This is a genomic window from Nocardioides sp. P5_C9_2 (genome assembly GCF_054049555.1).
The window spans coordinates 1-17,733 of the sequence record NZ_JBFUMD010000017.1 but is presented as its reverse complement, the minus strand read 5'-3'; the positions used below and the strand labels follow the sequence as shown (position 1 = coordinate 17,733).

The 17,733-nt window shown below is 70.7% G+C and carries 18 protein-coding genes and 1 pseudogene; 11 read left to right on the top strand and 8 right to left on the bottom strand.

Going from position 1 to position 17,733, the window contains the following annotated elements:
- The 4 genes from nusG to ACXJKL_RS01960 all read left to right on the top strand — a co-directional run.
- Positions 1-664, top strand: a 664-nt coding sequence (gene nusG, locus ACXJKL_RS01975) for a transcription termination/antitermination protein NusG (protein WP_457205367.1), incomplete at its 5' end; no start/stop codon positions are given.
- A 78-nt stretch (positions 665-742) separates the two neighbouring features.
- On the top strand, positions 743-1,171 hold the full coding sequence (gene rplK / locus ACXJKL_RS01970) for a 50S ribosomal protein L11 (protein WP_457205366.1): 429 nt from the start codon (positions 743-745) through the stop codon (positions 1,169-1,171).
- A 114-nt stretch (positions 1,172-1,285) separates the two neighbouring features.
- Positions 1,286-2,005 carry a 50S ribosomal protein L1 gene (rplA, locus tag ACXJKL_RS01965; RefSeq protein ID WP_457205365.1) on the top strand — a complete coding sequence of 240 codons (720 nt, stop codon included), beginning with the start codon at positions 1,286-1,288 and terminating at the stop codon, positions 2,003-2,005.
- Between the two features lie 171 nt (positions 2,006-2,176).
- Entirely contained in the window at positions 2,177-3,031 is an 855-nt protein-coding gene (locus tag ACXJKL_RS01960) for a hypothetical protein (protein ID WP_457205364.1), read from the top strand.
- Between the two features lie 15 nt (positions 3,032-3,046).
- Here ACXJKL_RS01960 and ACXJKL_RS01955 read toward each other — a convergent pair whose 3' ends face one another.
- Positions 3,047-4,042, bottom strand: a complete 996-nt coding sequence (locus ACXJKL_RS01955; protein WP_457205363.1) for a DnaB-like helicase C-terminal domain-containing protein — start codon at positions 4,040-4,042, stop codon at positions 3,047-3,049.
- 266 nt (positions 4,043-4,308) lie between these two features.
- Between ACXJKL_RS01955 and rplJ the strand changes: the two genes are divergently transcribed.
- The 3 genes from rplJ (at position 4,309) to ACXJKL_RS01940 (ending at position 6,412) form a co-directional block, all read left to right on the top strand.
- Complete coding sequence (rplJ, locus tag ACXJKL_RS01950) at positions 4,309-4,914, top strand: 50S ribosomal protein L10 (protein WP_457205362.1); 606 nt, start codon at positions 4,309-4,311, stop codon at positions 4,912-4,914.
- Positions 4,915-5,001: 87 nt separating this feature from the next.
- Complete coding sequence (rplL, locus tag ACXJKL_RS01945; protein ID WP_457205361.1) at positions 5,002-5,394, top strand: 50S ribosomal protein L7/L12; 393 nt, start codon at positions 5,002-5,004, stop codon at positions 5,392-5,394.
- A gap of 169 nt (positions 5,395-5,563) precedes the next feature.
- A complete protein-coding gene (locus tag ACXJKL_RS01940; protein WP_457205360.1) occupies positions 5,564-6,412 on the top strand; it encodes a methylenetetrahydrofolate reductase in 849 nt (282 codons plus the stop codon).
- A gap of 7 nt (positions 6,413-6,419) precedes the next feature.
- On the opposite strand, the gene ACXJKL_RS01935 is transcribed toward ACXJKL_RS01940, so the two are convergent.
- From ACXJKL_RS01935 to ACXJKL_RS01915, 5 genes are read right to left on the bottom strand one after another with little or no spacing between them, the layout of a single operon-like run.
- Positions 6,420-7,070, bottom strand: a complete 651-nt coding sequence (locus ACXJKL_RS01935) for a DUF1638 domain-containing protein (protein WP_457205359.1) — start codon at positions 7,068-7,070, stop codon at positions 6,420-6,422.
- The gene (locus tag ACXJKL_RS01930) at positions 7,009-8,979 is read right to left on the bottom strand and encodes an ASKHA domain-containing protein (RefSeq protein WP_457205358.1); all 1,971 of its coding nucleotides are present in this window, start codon (positions 8,977-8,979) and stop codon (positions 7,009-7,011) included. Before ACXJKL_RS01930 ends, ACXJKL_RS01935 begins: the two co-directional genes overlap by 62 nt.
- A 23-nt stretch (positions 8,980-9,002) precedes the next feature.
- The gene (locus tag ACXJKL_RS01925; protein WP_457205357.1) at positions 9,003-9,890 is read right to left on the bottom strand and encodes a dihydropteroate synthase; all 888 of its coding nucleotides are present in this window, start codon (positions 9,888-9,890) and stop codon (positions 9,003-9,005) included.
- Positions 9,890-10,555 (bottom strand): corrinoid protein, encoded by a 666-nt coding sequence (locus tag ACXJKL_RS01920; RefSeq protein WP_457205356.1) that lies wholly within the window; start codon positions 10,553-10,555, stop codon positions 9,890-9,892. Before ACXJKL_RS01920 ends, ACXJKL_RS01925 begins: the two co-directional genes overlap by 1 nt.
- Positions 10,552-11,397 carry an IclR family transcriptional regulator gene (locus ACXJKL_RS01915; RefSeq protein ID WP_457205355.1) on the bottom strand — a complete coding sequence of 282 codons (846 nt, stop codon included), beginning with the start codon at positions 11,395-11,397 and terminating at the stop codon, positions 10,552-10,554. Before ACXJKL_RS01915 ends, ACXJKL_RS01920 begins: the two co-directional genes overlap by 4 nt.
- A gap of 123 nt (positions 11,398-11,520) precedes the next feature.
- Between ACXJKL_RS01915 and ACXJKL_RS01910 the strand changes: the two are divergent.
- Positions 11,521-13,008: pseudogene (locus tag ACXJKL_RS01910) on the top strand (trimethylamine methyltransferase family protein); the annotation flags it as partial.
- A gap of 6 nt (positions 13,009-13,014) precedes the next feature.
- On the opposite strand, the gene ACXJKL_RS01905 reads toward ACXJKL_RS01910, so the two are convergent.
- On the bottom strand, positions 13,015-14,694 hold the full coding sequence (locus tag ACXJKL_RS01905; RefSeq protein WP_457205354.1) for a formate--tetrahydrofolate ligase: 1,680 nt from the start codon (positions 14,692-14,694) through the stop codon (positions 13,015-13,017).
- 50 nt (positions 14,695-14,744) lie between these two features.
- Positions 14,745-15,605, bottom strand: coding sequence for a formyltetrahydrofolate deformylase (purU, locus tag ACXJKL_RS01900; protein WP_457205353.1), 861 nt, complete (start codon positions 15,603-15,605; stop codon positions 14,745-14,747).
- A 94-nt stretch (positions 15,606-15,699) separates the two neighbouring features.
- Here purU and ACXJKL_RS01895 point away from each other — a divergent pair, with 94 nt between their 5' ends.
- The 3 genes from ACXJKL_RS01895 to ACXJKL_RS01885 all read left to right on the top strand — a co-directional run bounded on the left by ACXJKL_RS01895 (position 15,700) and on the right by ACXJKL_RS01885 (position 17,581).
- Positions 15,700-16,533 carry an IclR family transcriptional regulator gene (locus ACXJKL_RS01895; protein WP_457205352.1) on the top strand — a complete coding sequence of 278 codons (834 nt, stop codon included), beginning with the start codon at positions 15,700-15,702 and terminating at the stop codon, positions 16,531-16,533.
- Between the two features lie 140 nt (positions 16,534-16,673).
- On the top strand, positions 16,674-16,850 hold the full coding sequence (locus ACXJKL_RS01890) for a hypothetical protein (RefSeq protein ID WP_457205351.1): 177 nt from the start codon (positions 16,674-16,676) through the stop codon (positions 16,848-16,850).
- A complete protein-coding gene (locus ACXJKL_RS01885) occupies positions 16,847-17,581 on the top strand; it encodes an ATP-binding cassette domain-containing protein (RefSeq protein WP_457205350.1) in 735 nt (244 codons plus the stop codon). Before ACXJKL_RS01890 ends, ACXJKL_RS01885 begins: the two co-directional genes overlap by 4 nt.
- Positions 17,582-17,733 lie beyond the last annotated feature (152 nt).

Sequence of the window (17,733 nt, the reverse complement as noted above, 5' to 3'; positions counted from 1 at the left end):
GGACGAGGCCGCCGACGAGGCCGAGGCCGCCGACGAGAACGACCCCCTCGAGAAGTTCCGCCGCGAGCTGTGGGCCAAGCCCGGCGACTGGTTCGTGGTGCACACCTACTCCGGCATGGAGAAGCGGGTCAAGCAGAACCTCGAGAACCGCATCATCTCCCTCAACATGGAGGACTACATCCACGAGATCGTGGTCCCCACCGAAGAGGTCGCCGAGATCAAGAACGGCCAGCGCAAGATGGTCACCCGCACCGTCCTGCCCGGCTACGTCCTGGTCCGCATGGACCTCACCGACGAGTCGTGGTCGGCCGTGCGCCACACGCCGTCGGTCACCGGCTTCGTCGGTCACAGCCACCAGCCGGTGCCGCTGAGCATGACCGAGGTCGAGGACATGCTCGCCCCCGCCGTGGTCGCCGTCGCCGAGGCCGAGGCCGCTGCCGCCGCCGGGGACAGGCCCGCCGCGGCCGCCGCGGCGAAGAAGCCCGTCGAGGTCGCCGACTTCGACGTGTCCGACTCGGTCATGGTGGTCGACGGTCCGTTCGCCACGCTGCACGCGACGATCACCGAGATCAACGCCGAGTCCCAGAGGGTCAAGGCCCTCGTCGAGATCTTCGGCCGGGAGACCCCGGTCGAGCTGAGCTTCAGCCAGATCCAGAAGGTCTGACGCTCACCCGCACCAACCGCGACACCCGTGGCAGGGGGCACCCGCCCTCGTCAGGACCACAGAGAACAGGAAGAGAACATGCCTCCCAAGAAGAAGATCGCTGCGCTGGTCAAGGTGCAGCTCCAGGCCGGTGCCGCGACCCCGGCCCCGCCGGTCGGTACCGCGCTCGGCCCGCACGGCGTCAACATCATGGAGTTCTGCAAGGCCTACAACGCGCAGACCGAGTCGATGCGCGGCAACGTGATCCCCGTCGAGATCACGATCTACGAGGACCGCTCGTTCGAGTTCATCACCAAGACTCCTCCGGCCGCCGAGCTCATCAAGAAGGCCGCCGGCCTGTCGAAGGGCTCCGGCGTCCCGCACAAGGAGAAGGTCGGCAAGCTGAGCAAGGACCAGGTCCGCGAGATCGCGACCACCAAGCTCCCCGACCTCAACGCCAACGACATCGACGCCGCGATGAAGATCGTCGAGGGCACCGCCCGCTCCATGGGCGTCACCACCGACTGATCACCCCCGAGGCGCCGCGTCCCGCGGCACCGACGGACATCCCGGCCTCCCAGCCGACACCCCGTGGCAGGACCGCGCTGGTCCACTGACCACAACTGACGAAAAGAGACAGACATGCAGCGCAGCAAGACCTACCGCGCAGCGGCCGAGCAGTTCGACAAGGACGAGCTCCACGCCCCGCTGACCGCCATCAAGATCGCCAAGGGCGGCTCCAAGAAGAAGTTCGACGAGACCCTCGACGTCGTCATGCGCCTCGGCGTCGACCCCCGCAAGGCCGACCAGATGGTCCGCGGCACCGTCAACCTCCCGCACGGCACCGGCAAGACCGCCCGCGTCCTCGTGTTCGCCAACGCCGACAAGGCCGAGGCCGCCCGTGAGGCCGGCGCCGACTTCGTCGGTGGCGACGAGCTCATCGAGAAGGTCAACGGCGGCTGGCTCGACTTCGACGCCGTCGTCGCGACCCCCGACATGATGGGCAAGGTCGGTCGCCTCGGTCGCGTCCTCGGCCCCCGCTCCCTCATGCCGAACCCGAAGACCGGCACGGTGACCCCCGACGTCGCCAAGGCCGTCACGGACATCAAGGGCGGCAAGATCGAGTTCCGCGTCGACCGCCACGCCAACCTGCACTTCATCATCGGCAAGGCGTCCTTCTCCGAGAGCCAGCTCGCGGAGAACTACGCCGCCGCCCTCGAGGAGGTGCTGCGGCTCAAGCCCGCCAGCTCCAAGGGCCGCTACATCAAGAAGGTCACCGTCTCCACGACCATGGGCCCCGGCGTCCAGGTCGACCCCAACCGCACCAAGAACGTCGCGGTCGAGGACGAGGCCCAGGCCTGACCCAGCCCGACCCGCTCCACCGACGCCCCGGCCATCCCCGTGATGGCCGGGRCGTCGTCGTCTGCTGGGACCGGGTGGGAGGATGGCGACGCGCAGGCGTCCGGCACGCCGGGTTTGTCACGGGGACGGCCGGGTGGACGCCTCGCGCACCCACCCCACGAAGGAGCCCTCATGGCCCGCCCCACCCTGGCCCGTCGCCTCGGCACCGCCGCCCTGCTGACGACCCTCGCCCTGTCCACCGCCGCGTGCGGCAGCGACAGCGGGGCGTCCACCGGCACCGACACGAGCGCGTCGGGCGAGGAGTCGTCGAGCGAGGAGGCACCCGAGTCCTCGGGTGACCTCCAGGAGCTCGACGGGGCGGAGTTCTACCCCGCCGTCATGCAGGCGCTCCAGGACGCCGGGAGCTTCGCGTTCACGATGAGCAGCAGCACCGAGGGCTCCGATGCCGGCGGCATGGAGATGCAGGGCGTCATGCGGTACGGCGACGACGGGGTCGACATGCAGGCCACCGGCACCGGCCAGGGCTCGGACGACCTCGAGATGATCATGCTCGACAAGGTGTTGTACATGAGCGGCGTCGGCATGGACCTCGGTGACAAGAAGTGGCTCAAGGTCGACATGAGCGACCCCGACAGCCTCTTCGGCATGCTCGGCAAGTCCACGGATCCCGAGACGATGTTCAAGGCGATGCAGAAGCCCCAGGAGTTCGAGCTGCTCGGCACCGAGGAGGTCGACGGCGTCGAGACCAACCACTACAAGATCGTCATGGACACCGCGGCGTACGTCGATGCCATGGACATGCCGGCGGAGCTCGCGACCTCGATGCCGGACGACATCGGCGTCGAGATGTGGGTCGACGCCGACAACCTGCCGCGCCAGTTCCACCAGAAGCTCGAGATCCCCGGGATCGCCGGCGGCCAGGCCACGAGCAGCACCACCGAGGGCACCTACTCCGACTACGGCACCGACGTGACCATCGAGGCGCCGCCCGCCTCCGAGGTCACCGACAAGATGCCGGGCATGTGATCGGTCGCCGGGGAGCTACTCGACGAAGATCCGGTCGTCGATGAGCTGCTCGGCGACCTCACGGCCGTCGGCCTCGAAGCGTCCCTGGTCGAACCGCTTGCGGTACTCGAGGTCGACGTCGTCGCGCCCGAACCGGTTCTTCTCGACGCTCAGCACCGCCCACTGACGGAAGCGCTCGGCGTTGCCGATGTCGTAGGTGAGGTGGTGCCGGGCGACGACGTCGAACTTGCTGCTCAGCACCAGGATGACGTCGGCCTCGTAGGCCAGGGCCGAGGAGCCGCGGAGGTGGTGGCTGCGCATGCGCATCCCGGTGCGCAGCGCCTCCTTGTCGGCGGCGACGACTGCGAGGACCGGGGCCGCGATGTCGATGGCCAGGTCCTTGAGGCCCTCGACGACCGTGGTGCTGCGCTCGAGGTCGTCCGTCGTGGCGCCGGGGACCAGCACCTTCTGCAGGTAGTCGACGACCACCATCGGCGTCGTGCCGGTGACGCGACGCACCTCGTCGATGCGCTCGCGGATGGCGGCGAGGTCGGTGCGGCTGCCGGTCGACCGGTGCACGAAGAGCATGTCCGCGTACCCGCGCACCGCCGTGAGTGCCGTCAGGGCGCCGGGCACCGTGTCGAGCCGCTCCTCGAGCGGACCGGTGTCCGCAGCGTCGAACGCCTCGCGGATGGCGGTCAGGCGGACCTGGTGGGAGTCGTCCTTCTCCCCGGCCTCGAGCGCGACCAGCTTGAGGAGGAGGTCCTCGGCCTCGTGCTCGAAGGAGAAGTAGACGACGGGGCGACCGGTGCGTGCGACGGTGCGGCAGACCTGGACCGCGAAGGTCGTCTTGCCCAGGCCCTGCGGCCCGGCGAGGAGGACCAGCGAGCCGGCGCGCAGGCCTCCGCCGATGAGGGGGTCGAGGCCCCCGAAGCCGGTGGGCCACAGGCGTCGGGGCGCGCCGCCGACGTCCCGCATCCGGTCCTCGGTGCGGGCCAGGGTCGTGCCGATGGTGCTGAGGTCGTCGTCCACGAGACCATGCAACCAACTGTTCGGCCCCGGCGTGGGCGATCCCCGATTTGTCCGACCACCGCCGGCCCCCTAGTGTGAGCTCCTGAAACCAGAGACCGCCGGTTGTCGACGGGCATCAGCCCCGAGATCGAAGGTTCCGCACACAGCGGACGGCCAGCGCAGGTGGGAGCACGATCCGCAGCGATGCGAGTCCACGCCCCGAGCCTGCGCTCGGGGCGTTCGTCGTCGTAGGGCCCTTCACCGGTTCTCACATCGGAAGGAGACCCATGGCGCGGCCAGAAAAGACTGCCGCCGTTGCGGAGATCGTTGAGTCGTTCAACGATGCCGYCGGTGCTGTGCTGACCGAGTACCGCGGGCTCACCGTGAAGCAGCTGCAGGACCTGCGGCGCTCCCTCGGCGAGAACGCCAGCTACGCCGTGGTCAAGAACACGCTTGCCAAGATCGCCGCCACCGAGGTGGGCATCGAAGGCTTCGACGACCTGCTCAAGGGCCCCACGGCCATCGCCTTCATCAATGGAGACGTGGTCGAGGCAGCCAAGGGTCTGCGTGACTTTGCCAAGGCAAACCCCGCCCTCGTCATCAAGGGCGGTGTCCTGGACGGCAAGTCCCTCGACGCTGCGGAGGTCGCCAAGCTGGCGGACCTCGAGTCGCGTGAGGTGCTGCTGGGCAAGCTCGCGGGCGGTCTGCTCGCGTCGCTGTCCCAGGCCGTCTACCTCCTCAACGCCCCGCTCGCCCAGGCTGCCCGGCTCGCCGGCGCCCTGGAGGCGAAGGCGACCGAGGACCCCTCCATCCTCGCAGGTGGTGCCGGCACGCCGGCCGCTGCCGAGGAGACCCCGGCCGCCGACGAGGCGACCGAGTCCACCGACGCCTGACCGGGCCGACGTACACCACCTACACCATCGGGTGAGCGTGTCGCTCCGCGTCACGCTGCCACCCACCAAGCGAAAGGAACCGCCATCATGGCGAAGCTCACCACCGACGAGCTGCTCGACGCGTTCAAGGAAATGACCCTCATCGAGCTCTCCGAGTTCGTGAAGCAGTTCGAGGAGACCTTCGGCGTCACCGCCGCGGCTCCCGTTGCCGCTGCCGCCGCCCCCGCTGCCGGTGGCGCCGCCGCCGGTGGCGACGAGGCCGCTGCGCAGGACGAGTTCGACGTCGTCCTCGAGGCTGCCGGCGACAAGAAGATCAACGTCATCAAGGAGGTGCGCGCCCTCACGAGCCTCGGCCTGAAGGAGGCCAAGGACCTCGTCGAGGCCGCCCCCAAGCCGATCCTCGAGAAGGTCGACAAGGCTGCGGCCGACAAGGCGAAGGAGGCCCTCGAGGCCGCCGGCGCCACGGTCTCCGTCAAGTGACGCACCCGGTGCCGGCCTGATCGGCACCACCCGCGGCCATGGCCGCACCCGTCCTCAGGGCGGTCACCCCCGGGTGGCCGCCCTGAGGCGTTCCCGGGGCCCTGTACCCGGCCCGGGGGAGCGGCTAGAGTGGGCGAGGTCTGATGCGCATCACGAAATGAGTTGCTTCATGCGCAACAAGCGAACCGGCGAGACGATGACTCGCCTGCTCCGCAACGCACGCTACGAGGTGCTGCCCACCGCCTCCACCGAGGACAAGGTGCTGGCGCACGTGCCGCGCGACGTCGCCGTCACGGTCACCGCCTCGCCGGGCAAGGGCCTCGAGGCCACGCTGGACCTCGCCGAACGCCTGTCCGGGCACGGGTACGTCGTGGTGCCCCACCTCGCCGCCCGGATGGTCACCGGGCGGAGCGAGCTCGAGGAGATCGTCGAGCGACTCACCGGCAAGGCAATCTCGCGGATCTTCGTGCCGGGCGGCGACGCGGACCCGGCGGGTGACTACGTCGATGCGTTGGCCCTGCTCGAGGACCTGGCCGTGCTGGGGAGACCGTTCACCCACGTCGGGATCACGGGCTACCCGGAGTCGCACCCCTCCATCCACGACGACCTGACGGTGCAGTCGATGTGGGACAAGCGCAGGCATGCCACGCACATCGTCAGCAACCTGACCTTCGACGCCGCCGTGGTGCGCGACTGGCTGCACCGGCTGCGCGCACGGGGGGTCACCATGCCGCTGCTGCTCGGCATCCCGGGTCCGGTCGAGCGCGCCAAGCTGCTCGCGATGGCGACCCGCATCGGGGTCGGGGAGTCGACGCGGTTCCTGGCCAAGAACAAGGGCATGTTCGCCCGCCTCGCGGCCCCCGGCGGCTTCACCGGGGAGACCTTCCTGGAGAAGTGCGCGCCCGCGCTCGGGGCCGACGGCGCGCTGGTCGAGGGCCTGCACGTCTTCACGTTCAACCAGATCGCCGAGACCGAGGCGTGGCGCGTGGACCTCCTCGACCGCCTCGCCGGACGCTGACGGTCGGCTACGGCAGCAGGTCGGCCAGCGCCCGCTCGAGGCCGTGGTCACCGGTCTCCACGACCGTGAGGGGCAGCCCGATGCTCGCCGCGGCGCTCTCGGCGAGGCTCCGGAGCTCGTCGTCCGGGTCCTGCGCCAGCCAGACCATCCGCGTGTAGTGGTCGAAGTAGGTGTCGCGCAGCTCCGGGTGGCGGTCCAGCCCGAGCTCCTGCAGCACGGTGCGGGCGAACGAGCGGGCCAGGAAGTCGGTGAGGAGGTAGGTGCCCGGCTGCTCGTCGAAGAAGCGCTCGAGCCGCGAGGCCCCGGCGTACACGTCGTAGCAGTGCAGGCCCGGCAGCCGCGGCAGGTCGAGCTCGCGGCAGACCTCGTCGAGGGCGCCGTAGGTCCCGCAGTCGGCGTACCCCACCACCACCCGTCCGTACGACGCGCCGAGGCGCCGGGCCAGGGTGCGGACCTCCTCGGCGATCCGCTCCGGACGGTTGTGCAGCAAGGGGTTGAGCGGGTGCACGTCGAGCGGCCACCCGCGGCGGGCGGCGACGGCGGCCGCCGGCTGGGCGAGGGCCCCGCACGCGATCAGGGCGACCCGGTCGAGGCGCTCAGAAGGCGAGCTGCTCGACGAAGGCGTCGTTGAAGTCGGGGCGGTCGGAGAGCTCGACATAGGTCACCTCCTCCAGCAGGGCCAGGGCGCCGGCCCGCTCGCGGACCGACAGCAGGGCCATCTTGGCGCCCTCGCCGGCCACGTTGCCGGCGGCCACGATCCGCAGCACCGGCAGCTGGGGGACCAACCCGATGCGGACGGCCGAGGCCGGGGAGAGGTAGCTGCCGAAGGACCCGGCGAGCAGCACCTGCTGGACGTCGCGGTGCTCGAGGCCGAGCTGCTCCAGCAGGAGCGACCAGCCCGTCGAGATCGCGGCCTTGGCGAACTGGAGCTCGCGGACGTCGCGCTGGGACAGGTAGACGCACTCGACCGGCTCGGCGTCCGGTGTGGGTCGGTGCAGCAGGAAGACGCGCTCCTCCCCGATGCGCGACATGCGGTCGGCCAGCGCGGGGGCGATCCGGTGCGCCGCCTCGTCCGGCACCAGGCGGCCGGTGGAGTCGAGCAGCCCCACCCGCACCAGCTCGGCCACCGCGTCCACCAGACCGGATCCGCACAGTCCGCGAGGCTCCACGTCGCCGATGACGCCGAGGGTCACCGGCGGGTCGTCGCCGGTGGCGTGCGGGTCGACCTTGATCACCTCGATGGCGCCGTCCGCGGCGCGCATGCCGCACCGGATGGCGCCACCCTCGAAGGCAGGCCCGGCCGGGGCGGCGGTGGACAGGATCGTCTCGCCGTCGCTGAGGACGATCTCGCAGTTGGTGCCGACGTCGATGAAGAGCCGGGTCCGCTTGTCGCGGTCCATGCCGGTCGCGAGCATGCCCGCGACGATGTCGCCGCCGACGTAGGCCCCGAGGGCCGGGAAGAAGTAGGCCCGCGCCCGGGGGTGCAACGAGAGCCCCACCTCGGCGGCCAGGACCGGGGGCGGCTGCGCGGACGACATGACGAAGGGAGCCACGCCCAGGGGCTCGGGGTCGATGCCCAGGACCAGTGCGGTCATCGTGGCGTTGCCGGCGACCGCGACCTCGTAGACCTGGGCCGGGTCGACGCCCGCCTCGCGGCAGACCCGGGCAGCGAGGTCGGCCAGCGTGGCCCCGGCGGCGGCCTGGAGGCGACCCAGGGCCTGCGGATCCATCATGGTCGCGCTGATCCGGGTGATCACGTCACCGCCGAACGGCTGCTGGGCGTTGAGCACGGACGCCACCGCGAGCGGGGTGCCGGTGCCGACGTCGAGGAGCGTGCCGACCACGGTCGTGGTGCCGAGGTCGAAGGCGATCGCGTAGCGCGACGCCGTGGTGTCGCCGGGCTCGACGTCGACGAGGTCCTCGTCGATGATCACCGCGGTGACCTTGAAGTCCGCCTCGCGCAGCACGGTCGACAGGCGGCGCAGGACGTGGAGGTCGGCCGTCAGCTCGAGGTCGTCGATGGCGTCGGTGAGGCGGACCAGGTCGCTGCGCTGGTCGCCCAGCGTGGCCTCGGTGAGCTCGACGTACCGCTTCTGGACCGCGGGGCGCAGGATCACCTGCCGYCCGATGCCGACGGTGGCGGCCTTGGGCCGCGTGGTGAGGGGTGGGACCTCGATCGCCAGGTCGCGGGTGGCGTGCACCAGGCAGCCCAGCCGCCAGCCGGCAGCGATCTGGTCGCTGCTGAAGGTGCGTACGTCGTGGCGCGTGAGGGGCACGTCCCCACCCTCGACCCGGACCTTGCACTTGTGGCAGGTGCCGTGGCCGCCACAGGTCGAGTCGACGGCGATGCCGTTCCACGAGGCCGCGTCGAAGACCGTCACCCCGGGGGGCACCCGGACCCCCCGCGTGGTCGGCGGGACCGCGGCGCCGTCCTCGGCCAGCGTGTGCACCGTGAAGGTGAGGTCGACCCGGCCGGTGCCGTCGTGCGGCACCGGCCCGGTGCCGGATCGCTCGAGGAGGCCCTCGCGGGCGTCGTCCGCGAGGGAGAAGTCGGGCCCGTCGGTCACGGCCGGGTCACCGGTCCCCGGGTTCACCGGGCGGGTTCGGCTTCCCTCGCCTGCCGCGCCCGGTGCGCGGCGATCCAGCTGCCGCCCCACTCGTCGTGCCCCAGCAGCAGGTCGGCGGCCTTGACGGCCTCGACGATCTGCGGGGTGCGGGTGTCCATGATCGCGGACGTGAGGCCGGCGGTCATGGCCATCGGGAGGAAGGCGGCGCCCAGGCTGTGGCGCGACGGCATCCCGAACGACACGTTGGAGGCACCACAGGTCATGTTGACCCCGAACTCCTCGCGGATCCGGCGCATCGTCTCCAGCGTCGTGTTGACGACCTCCTGGTCGGCGCCGATGGGCATGGCCAGCGGGTCGATGACGATGTCGGCGGCCGCGATGCCGTACTCCCGGGTGGCGACCTCGATGATCTTGCGGGTCAGCACGATCCGCTTCTCGACCTCCATCGGGATCTCGTCGGCGTCGTTCGGCAGCGCGATGACGGCGGCGTCGTACTTCTTGACCAGCGGCAGGATCTGCTCCATCCGCTCGTCCTCGGCGGTGATCGAGTTGACCAGGGCGCGGCCCTGGTAGACCGCGAGGCCGGCCTCCAGCGCCTCGACGACCGAGGAGTCGATGCAGATGGGCTTGTCGGTCAGGCCCTGGACCATGGTGATGGCCCTGGCCAGCAGGTCGGCCTCGTCGGTCAGCGGCACGCCCATGTTGATGTCGAGCACGTCGGCGCCGCCCTCGACCTGCGCGATCACGTCGCGCTCGATCGCGGAGAGGTCGCCGGCTCGCAGCTGCTCCTGGAAGATGCGGCGCCCGGTCGGGTTGATCCGCTCGCCGATGAGGCAGAAGCGGGTGTCGTGGCCGATGACGACCTGCTGGGTGGCCGAGCGGAGGACCGTCTCGAGGCGAGGAGCGGCCATTACGCAGGCACCTTCGAGCGCTTCTCCTCGAGCAACCGCTTGGCGCGCTTGACCGTCTGCGAGGCGTCCGCCGCGTAGCCGTCGGCACCGACCGCGTCGGCGTACTCCTGGGTGACCGGGGCGCCGCCGACCATGACGATGACGCTGTCGCGGATGCCGGCCTTCTCCAGCGCGTTCATGTTGGCCTTGAACATCGGCATCGTGGTGGTGAGGAACGCCGAGAAGCCGACGATGTCGGGCTGGTGCAGGTCGATGGCCTCCACGAACTTCTCGGGGGCCACCTGCACGCCGAGGTCGATCACCTCGAAGCCGGCGCCCTCGAGCATGATGTTGACCAGGTTCTTGCCGATGTCGTGGACGTCGCCCTTGACGGTGCCCATCAGGAACTTGCCGATGGTCTGCACGCCGGTCTCGGCCAGCAGCGGGCGCAGCCGCTCCATGGCACCCGCCATCGCGCGGCCGGCGATGAGCATCTCCGGGACGAAGAAGTCACCGCGCTCGAAGCGCGCACCCACCTCCTCCAGGGACGGGATCAGGGCGTCGAACAGGAGCGTCTGCGGCTCCATGCCGAGGCCCAGGCCATCGTTGGTCAGCTCGAGGACACGCGGGGCGTTGCCCACCAGCGTCTCGTCGTACAGGCCCTTCAGGATCTCCTCCGGAGTCATGCGACCACCTCCTCCTGGTTGTGTGACGTGCGGTGTGCTGCCGGTGTGGTGACGGGGGTGCTGGCGTGGGTGGCGCCGGGGGTGGCGCCGCGCAGGAGTGCAGAGAGGCCGGTGGCGTGCTCCAGCAGCCGGAGGCCGAGCTCGTCGAGCCGCTCCTCCAGCCGGGGCGTGGGCCCCGAGATCCCGAGGGCGGCGACCACGTCGCCGTGCACCCCGGACACCGGGACCGCGATGCCGGTGAGGCCGATCTCGAGCTCGTCGGCGGTGAGGGCCCAGCCGCGCTCGCGCGTGCGGATCCCGTCGCGCCGCAGCGCCTCGCGGTCGGTGACCGTCAGTGGGGTCGGCCGCTCCAGGGCGCCCTCGGGCAGTGCGAGGGCGCCCCAGGCGAGGAACACCTTGCCGAGTGCGGAGCAGTGGGCCGGCACCTCGACCTCGGTCCAGTCGCGGGTGCCGAGCAGGTACGTCGAGTCGACCTGCGCGACCTGCACGACGCGGTCGCCGCGGGTCACGCTCAGGTGGATGGTCTCGCCGGTCTCCTCGCCGATCGCCTCCATCGCGGGTCGGGCCAGGCGGACCAGCTCGTCCCACGGGTCGTGGCGCGCGGCGTACAGCCAGAAGAGGCGGCCGGCGACGTAGGACCCGGCGGCGTCGCGCTCGAGCAGTCCCGAGCGCTCCAGCGCGGTCAGCATCCGCGAGGTCGTGGACTTCGCCAGCCCGCTCGCGTCCTGGAGGTCGGCGAACGTGAGCGGCTCGTCGGCGCGCACCACCGTGGCCACGAGGTCGGCAGCGCGGTCGACGGCGCGGGTGCCGCTGGCTCCACCGTGGGCGACCGGCTCGGTCACGCGGGACTCCTGATCTGGGAGGACGTGCTGTGTTCGGGATCGCGACGGGGGGTTCCCACACGTTCCATGATGTGGAACCGTGGTTCCACATCATGAGGTTAGGAGCCGTCGCGCGGTCGGGTCAAGCACCTGTCCGCGGTCGGGACGGCCCGTCGACACCCAGGAGGACCCGTGTTCCGCAACACGATGCCGCGCTACGAGGTGCTGTCCGAGGACGCGATGGCCACCCTCGACAAGGGCTGGCGCAGGCTGATGACCGAGATCGGCGTCGAGTTCATGGACGACCGCGCGCTCGAGCTGTTCCGCGCGGCGGGCCAGCGGGTGGAGGGCCACACGGTCTTCCTCGACCCCGACTTCGTCCTCGCCCAGGTCGCCAAGGCCCCGCGGGAGTTCGACGTGCAGGCGCGCAACCACGAGCACGACCTCCACATCGGCGGTGACTCGATGGCCTTCGGCGCGGTCTACGGACCGCCGTTCGTGCGCCAGGGCGACGTACGCCGCGACGCGACGATGGAGGACTTCCACAGCTTCACCAAGCTCGCCCAGACGTTCCCGGTGCTCGACTCGGCCGGCGGCGTGATCTGCGAGCCCAACGACACCCCGCTCGACAGTCGGCACCTCGACATGACCTACGCGCTCCAGACGCTGACCGACAAGGTCTACATGGGCAACGTGGTGTCGGGGGTCAACGCCGCGGACACGCTGGCCATGACCTCCATCCTCTTCGGCTCCCGCGAGGCGATCGAGCAGACGCCGGCGACCATCTCGCTCATCAACTGCAACTCGCCGCTGCGCTGGGACGACCGGATGCTGGAGGCGCAGTTCGAGTACTCCGCCGCCGGCCAGCCGGTCGTGCTGACCCCGTTCATCCTGATGGGGGCCATGTCGCCGGTGACCATCCCGGCGGCCCTGGTCCAGCAGATCGTCGAGGCGCTCTCGGGCATCGCGCTGTCCCAGCTGATCCGGCCCGGGACGCCGGTGATCTTCGGGTCCTTCCTCTCCAACATCGACATGCAGTCCGGCTCGCCGACCTTCGGCACCCCCGAGTCCGGGATCGGCCTGCTCTGCACCGGCCAGATCGCCCGCCACTTCGGCCTGCCGTTCCGCACCGGCGGCGGGCTCACGTCCTCGCAGGTGGCCGACGCCCAGGCCGGCTACGAGGCGCTGATGACCCTGATGCCGACCTTCCTGGCCGGCGCCAACTGGGTGATGCACTCCGCCGGCTGGCTCGAGGGCGGGCTGGTGGCGGGCTACGAGAAGTTCATCGTGGACGTCGAGCTGCTGCAGATGCTGCGCCACGAGTTCACGCCGATGGAGATCGACGAGGCGTCGATGGCCTTCGGTGCCCACGAGGAGGTCGGTCACGGGGGGCACTTCCTCGGGGCGATGCACACCATGGAGCGCTTCCGCACCTGCTTCTACCGCCCGATGCTGTCCTCCTCGGACAACTACGAGAAGTGGATGCGCAACGGGGGCCACGACGCCAACGCCCGGGCCGCCGAGATCTACCGCAAGAAGCTCGACGAGTACGAGCAGCCGGCGCTCGACGACGCGGTCCGCGAGGAGCTCGAGGAGTACGTCATCCGGCGGCGCGCCGAGCTCGGCGACTGACCGCCGTCACGACAGGCCGCTGATCGTCCCGTCGTCCGCGAGGTCGATCCGGGCTGCCGACGGGTCGCGCGGCAGGCCCGGCATCGTCATCATGTCGCCGCAGACGACCACGACGAACCCGGCGCCGGCCGAGAGTCGTACCTCCCGCACGTGCAGCTCGTGGCCCGAGGGGGCGCCGAGTGCCTTGGGGTCGGTGGAGAACGAGTACTGCGTCTTGGCGACGCACACCGGCAGCTCGCCGTACCCGTCGCGCTCGATGCGGTCGAGGCGCCGTCGGGCCTTGGCGTCCCAGGTGACCTGCCCGGCGCCGTAGAGCCGGGTGGCGATCGCCTCGACCTTCGCGATGAGCGTGAGGTCGTCGGCATAGGTGAAGGAGAACTCGTACGGCGAGGGCTCGTCGAAGGCGGCCAGGACGCCCTTGGCCAGGTCCTGCGCGCCGCTGCCGCCGTCGGCGAAGTGGGTCGCGGGGTAGGCCGCGACCCCCTCGGCGGCGACCATCTCGACGACCTTGGCGACCTCGCGGTCGGTGTCGGTGGGGAAACGGTTGACCGCCACGACGCACGGGATGCCGTAGACGCCCCGGACGTTGTCGAGGTGGCGGCGCAGGTTGACCATCCCGGCCTCGAGCGCGTCGAGGTCCTCGGTGCCGAGGTCGGTGAGTGGCACGCCGCCGTGGTACTTCAAGGCCCGGACGGTGGCCACGACCACCGCCACGTCCGGGCGCAGTCCGGACTTGCGGCACTTGATGTCGATGAACTTCTCGGCGCCGAGGTCGGCTCCGAACCCGGCCTCCGTGACGACGACGTCGGCCAGCCGCAGCCCGGCGCGGGTCGCGGTGACCGAGCTGCACCCGTGCGCGATGTTGGCGAAGGGGCCGCCGTGCACGAAGGCCGGTGCGCCCTCCAGGGTCTGCACCAGGTTGGGTGCCAGGGCGTCGCGGAGCAGCACCGCCATCGCGCCGTCGGCGCCGAGCTCGCGCGCCGTCACCGGAGTCATCGCCCGGGTGTAGCCGATGACGATGTCGCCGATCCGCCGCCTGAGGTCGCCCCACGACTCGGTGAGGCAGAAGATCGCCATCAGCTCCGAGGCGACCACGATGTCGAAGCCGTCCTCGCGGGGGAAGCCGTTGGCGTGGCCGCCGAGCCCGACGGTGACCTCGCGCAGCGCCCGGTCGTTGGTGTCCAGCACCCGCTTCCAGGTCACGCTGCGCACGTCGATGTCGAGCTCGTTGCCGTGGTGGACGTGGTTGTCGATGAGGGCGGCGAGCAGGTTGTTGGCCGCCGCGATGGCGGCGAAGTCGCCGGTGAAGTGCAGGTTGATCTCGGTCATCGGGACGACCTGGCTGTAGCCGCCGCCGGCGGCGCCGCCCTTCATCCCGAACACCGGCCCCATGGACGGCTCGCGCAAGCAGGCGACGGTCCGGTGCCCGAGCCCGTGCAGGGCGTCGGTCAGCCCGACGGTCGTGGTGGTCTTTCCCTCGCCGGGCGGGGTGGGTGAGAGTGCCGTCACCAGGACGAGCCGGCCCAGGGGGCGGTCGGCGAGGGACGCGAGGTAGGTGAGGTCGACCTTGGCCTTGTGGTGGCCGTAGGGCACGAGGTGCTCCTCGGGGATCCCGAGGGTCTGCGCGGCGACGTCCCGGATCGGCTGCAGGGTGGCGGCGTTCGCGATCTCGATGTCCGACAACATGTGGTCGTCCTCCCTCGGTGGTGCCCGGTGTATCGGTCAGTGCCTCCCGCTCAGCGGAAGACGACGGTGCGGTCCCCGTTGAGCAGGACCCGCGACTGCGCGTGCCAGCGCACCGCGCGGGAGAGCACCTGCGCCTCGACGTCGCGCCCGGCGGCCACCAGCTGGTCCTGGTCGTGGGTGTGGTCGACACGGATGACGTCCTGCTCGATGATCGGGCCCTCGTCGAGGTCCCCGGTGACGTAGTGGGCGGTCGCACCGACGAGCTTGACGCCCCGGTCGAAGGCCTGGTGGTAGGGACGCGCGCCCTTGAAGCTGGGCAGGAACGAGTGGTGGATGTTGATCGCTCGGCCCGAGAGCCGGCGGCACAGGTCGTCGGAGAGGACCTGCATGTAGCGGGCCAGCACGACCAGGTGCGTCCCGGTGGCGTCCACCAGCTCCATCAGCCGCCGCTCCGCGTCGGCCTTGGTGTCCGGCGTGACCGGGACGTGGTGGAAGTCGAGGCCGTAGGAGCGGACCAGCGCCTCCGCGTCGCGGTGGTTGGACACCACGGCCGGGATCTCCACCTGGAGGGCGCCGGTGCTGGCCCGGAAGAGCAGGTCGTTGAGGCAGTGCAGGTGCTTGGACACCATGATCAGCGTCCGGTACGGCGCCGTCGCGCCCCACAGCTCGAACGTCATGTCGAAGCGCCCGGCCACGCCCGAGAAGTCGTCGCGCAGCGAGTCTGCGGTGGCCGCGCCGTCGACCACGAAGTCGATGCGCATGAAGAAGCGGTCGGTCAACCGGTCCCCGAACTGCTGGCTCTCCACGATGTTGCCGCCGCGCTCGACGAGGAAGCCGGACACGGCGTGCACGATGCCCGGCCGGTCCGGGCAGGAGAGGACGAGCACGTAGTGGCTCGGGGCCGGCACCATGGGAGCTCCTGGGGCGGATCGGGGTCGAGGAGGCTGTTGCGCTCGACGGAACGCAGTCTGCGATACGCAACAGCCGGTGCGCTAGTCTCCGGGCATGAGCAAGGCTGCCTCGATCGTCGGCGAGGTCGACGGCGCGACGGGGGTCGCGGCGGTCGAGACCACCTCGGCCGTCACCGGCCAGGGCGTCCAGTCGGTCGACCGGGCGCTGGCCATCCTCGAGGTCCTGGCCCGGGTCGGTGAGGCCGGGGTCACCGAGATCGCCGCCGAGCTCGGGGTCCACAAGAGCACCGCGTTCCGGCTGGTCGCCACCTTGGAGGCGCACCGCCTCGTCGAGCAGACGGTGGACCGCGGTCGCTACCGCCTCGGTGTCGGCATCCTGCGGCTCGCGGGAGCCACCACCGCCCGGCTCGACCTGGTGCAGGAGGCGCGCCCCATCTGCCGCCAGCTGGCCGCCGACACCGGCGAGACGGTCAACGTCGCGGTGCTGTCGGAGAGCTCGGCGCTGTACCTCGACCAGGTCGCGGGGTCCTCGGCCCTCCAGCCCCACAACTGGGTCGGCCAGCACATCCCCCTCCACGCCACGAGCAACGGCAAGGTGCTGCTGAGCGGCCTCGACGACGCCTCCCTCGACGCGGTCCTCGGCACGCTGGCGACGTACACCCCGCAGACCATCACCCGCCGACCGTTGCTGGACGAGGAGCTCGACCGCGTCCGCGAGCAGGGCTACGCCCTGGCCGTCGACGAGCTGGAGGTCGGCCTCACCGCCGTGGCCGCGCCGATCCGCAACGCCCACGGTGACGTGGTGGCGTCGATGAGCGTCTCCGGACCGTCCTTCCGGCTCCCTCCGGAGCGCGTCGGAGAGGTCGTCCGGCTGGTCCTCGAGGCGGCTCTCGAGGTCTCGCGCCGACTCGGCTGGGGTCACCGGTAGGTCACGCTGGTCCGGTCGCCCTTGACGCCCGGGTCACCTCGCAGCATCCTCGGAGTGTCTTGCTGGTTGCGCTCGGAGCATCCGGTTGCGACATACGCAACGAATTCTCGCTCGGGTGACGCAGTCGAGGGTGGGGCGCCGTGCCTGGACTCTGGATCGACGGATGGTGCACGAGCGCGCGCTCGAGCGGGCGACGCGAGATCCGCCGCCGTGCGGACCGCTCGGCCTCCGCGTCGTTCCACCGCCGGCGCTGCCACGACCCGCGCCATCCGCCGGGCGACCGCCGCATCGTCGTCGACCTCGAGGAGAACCCATGAGCGCCGTCACCGAACCGCAACCGACCGTGGTCCCCGCGGGTACCGAGACCGCCCTGTCGGTGCGCAACCTCTGGAAGATCTTCGGTCCGCGTGCGGACGCCGTCATCGGCACGCCCGATGCCGAGCTGTCGCGCGCCGAGCTCAAGACGAAGACCGGAAGCGTGGTCGGGGTCAGGGACGTCTCGTTCGACGTCGCGCCCGGCGAGGTCTTCGTGGTGATGGGGCTGTCGGGCTCCGGCAAGTCCACCCTGGTCAGGTTGTTGACCCGCCTCATCGAGCCCACCAGCGGCACCGTGACCCTCAACGGGATGGACATCACGTCCGCGTCGGAGAGCCAGCTGCGCGACGTCCGTCGCACGCAGGTCTCCATGGTCTTCCAGCACTTCGGGCTGCTGCCGCACCGCCAGGTGATCGACAACGTCGCCTACGGCCTCGAGGTCCGAGGCGTCGGCAAGAAGGAACGTCGCGAGAAGGCGGCCGAGATCGTCGACCTCGTCGGGTTGACGGGCTACGAGATGTCCTACCCGGACCAGCTGTCCGGCGGGATGCAGCAGCGGGTCGGGCTGGCCCGCGCGCTGGCCGGCGACCCGGAGATGCTGCTCTTCGACGAGCCGTTCTCGGCACTCGACCCGCTCATCCGGCGGGACATGCAGAACGAGGTGATCCGGCTGCACCGCGAGCTCGGCAAGACGATGTTGTTCATCACCCACGACCTCGCCGAGGCGCTCTAGCTCGGCGACCGGATCCTCATGATGCGCGTCGGGGCGTTCGTGGAGATCGGCACGCCCGACGAGGTGGTGGCCCGTCCGGCCGACGACTACGTGAAGGACTTCGTCTCCGAGGTCACCAAGTCGCACGTGGTGACCCTGAAGTGGGTGATTCG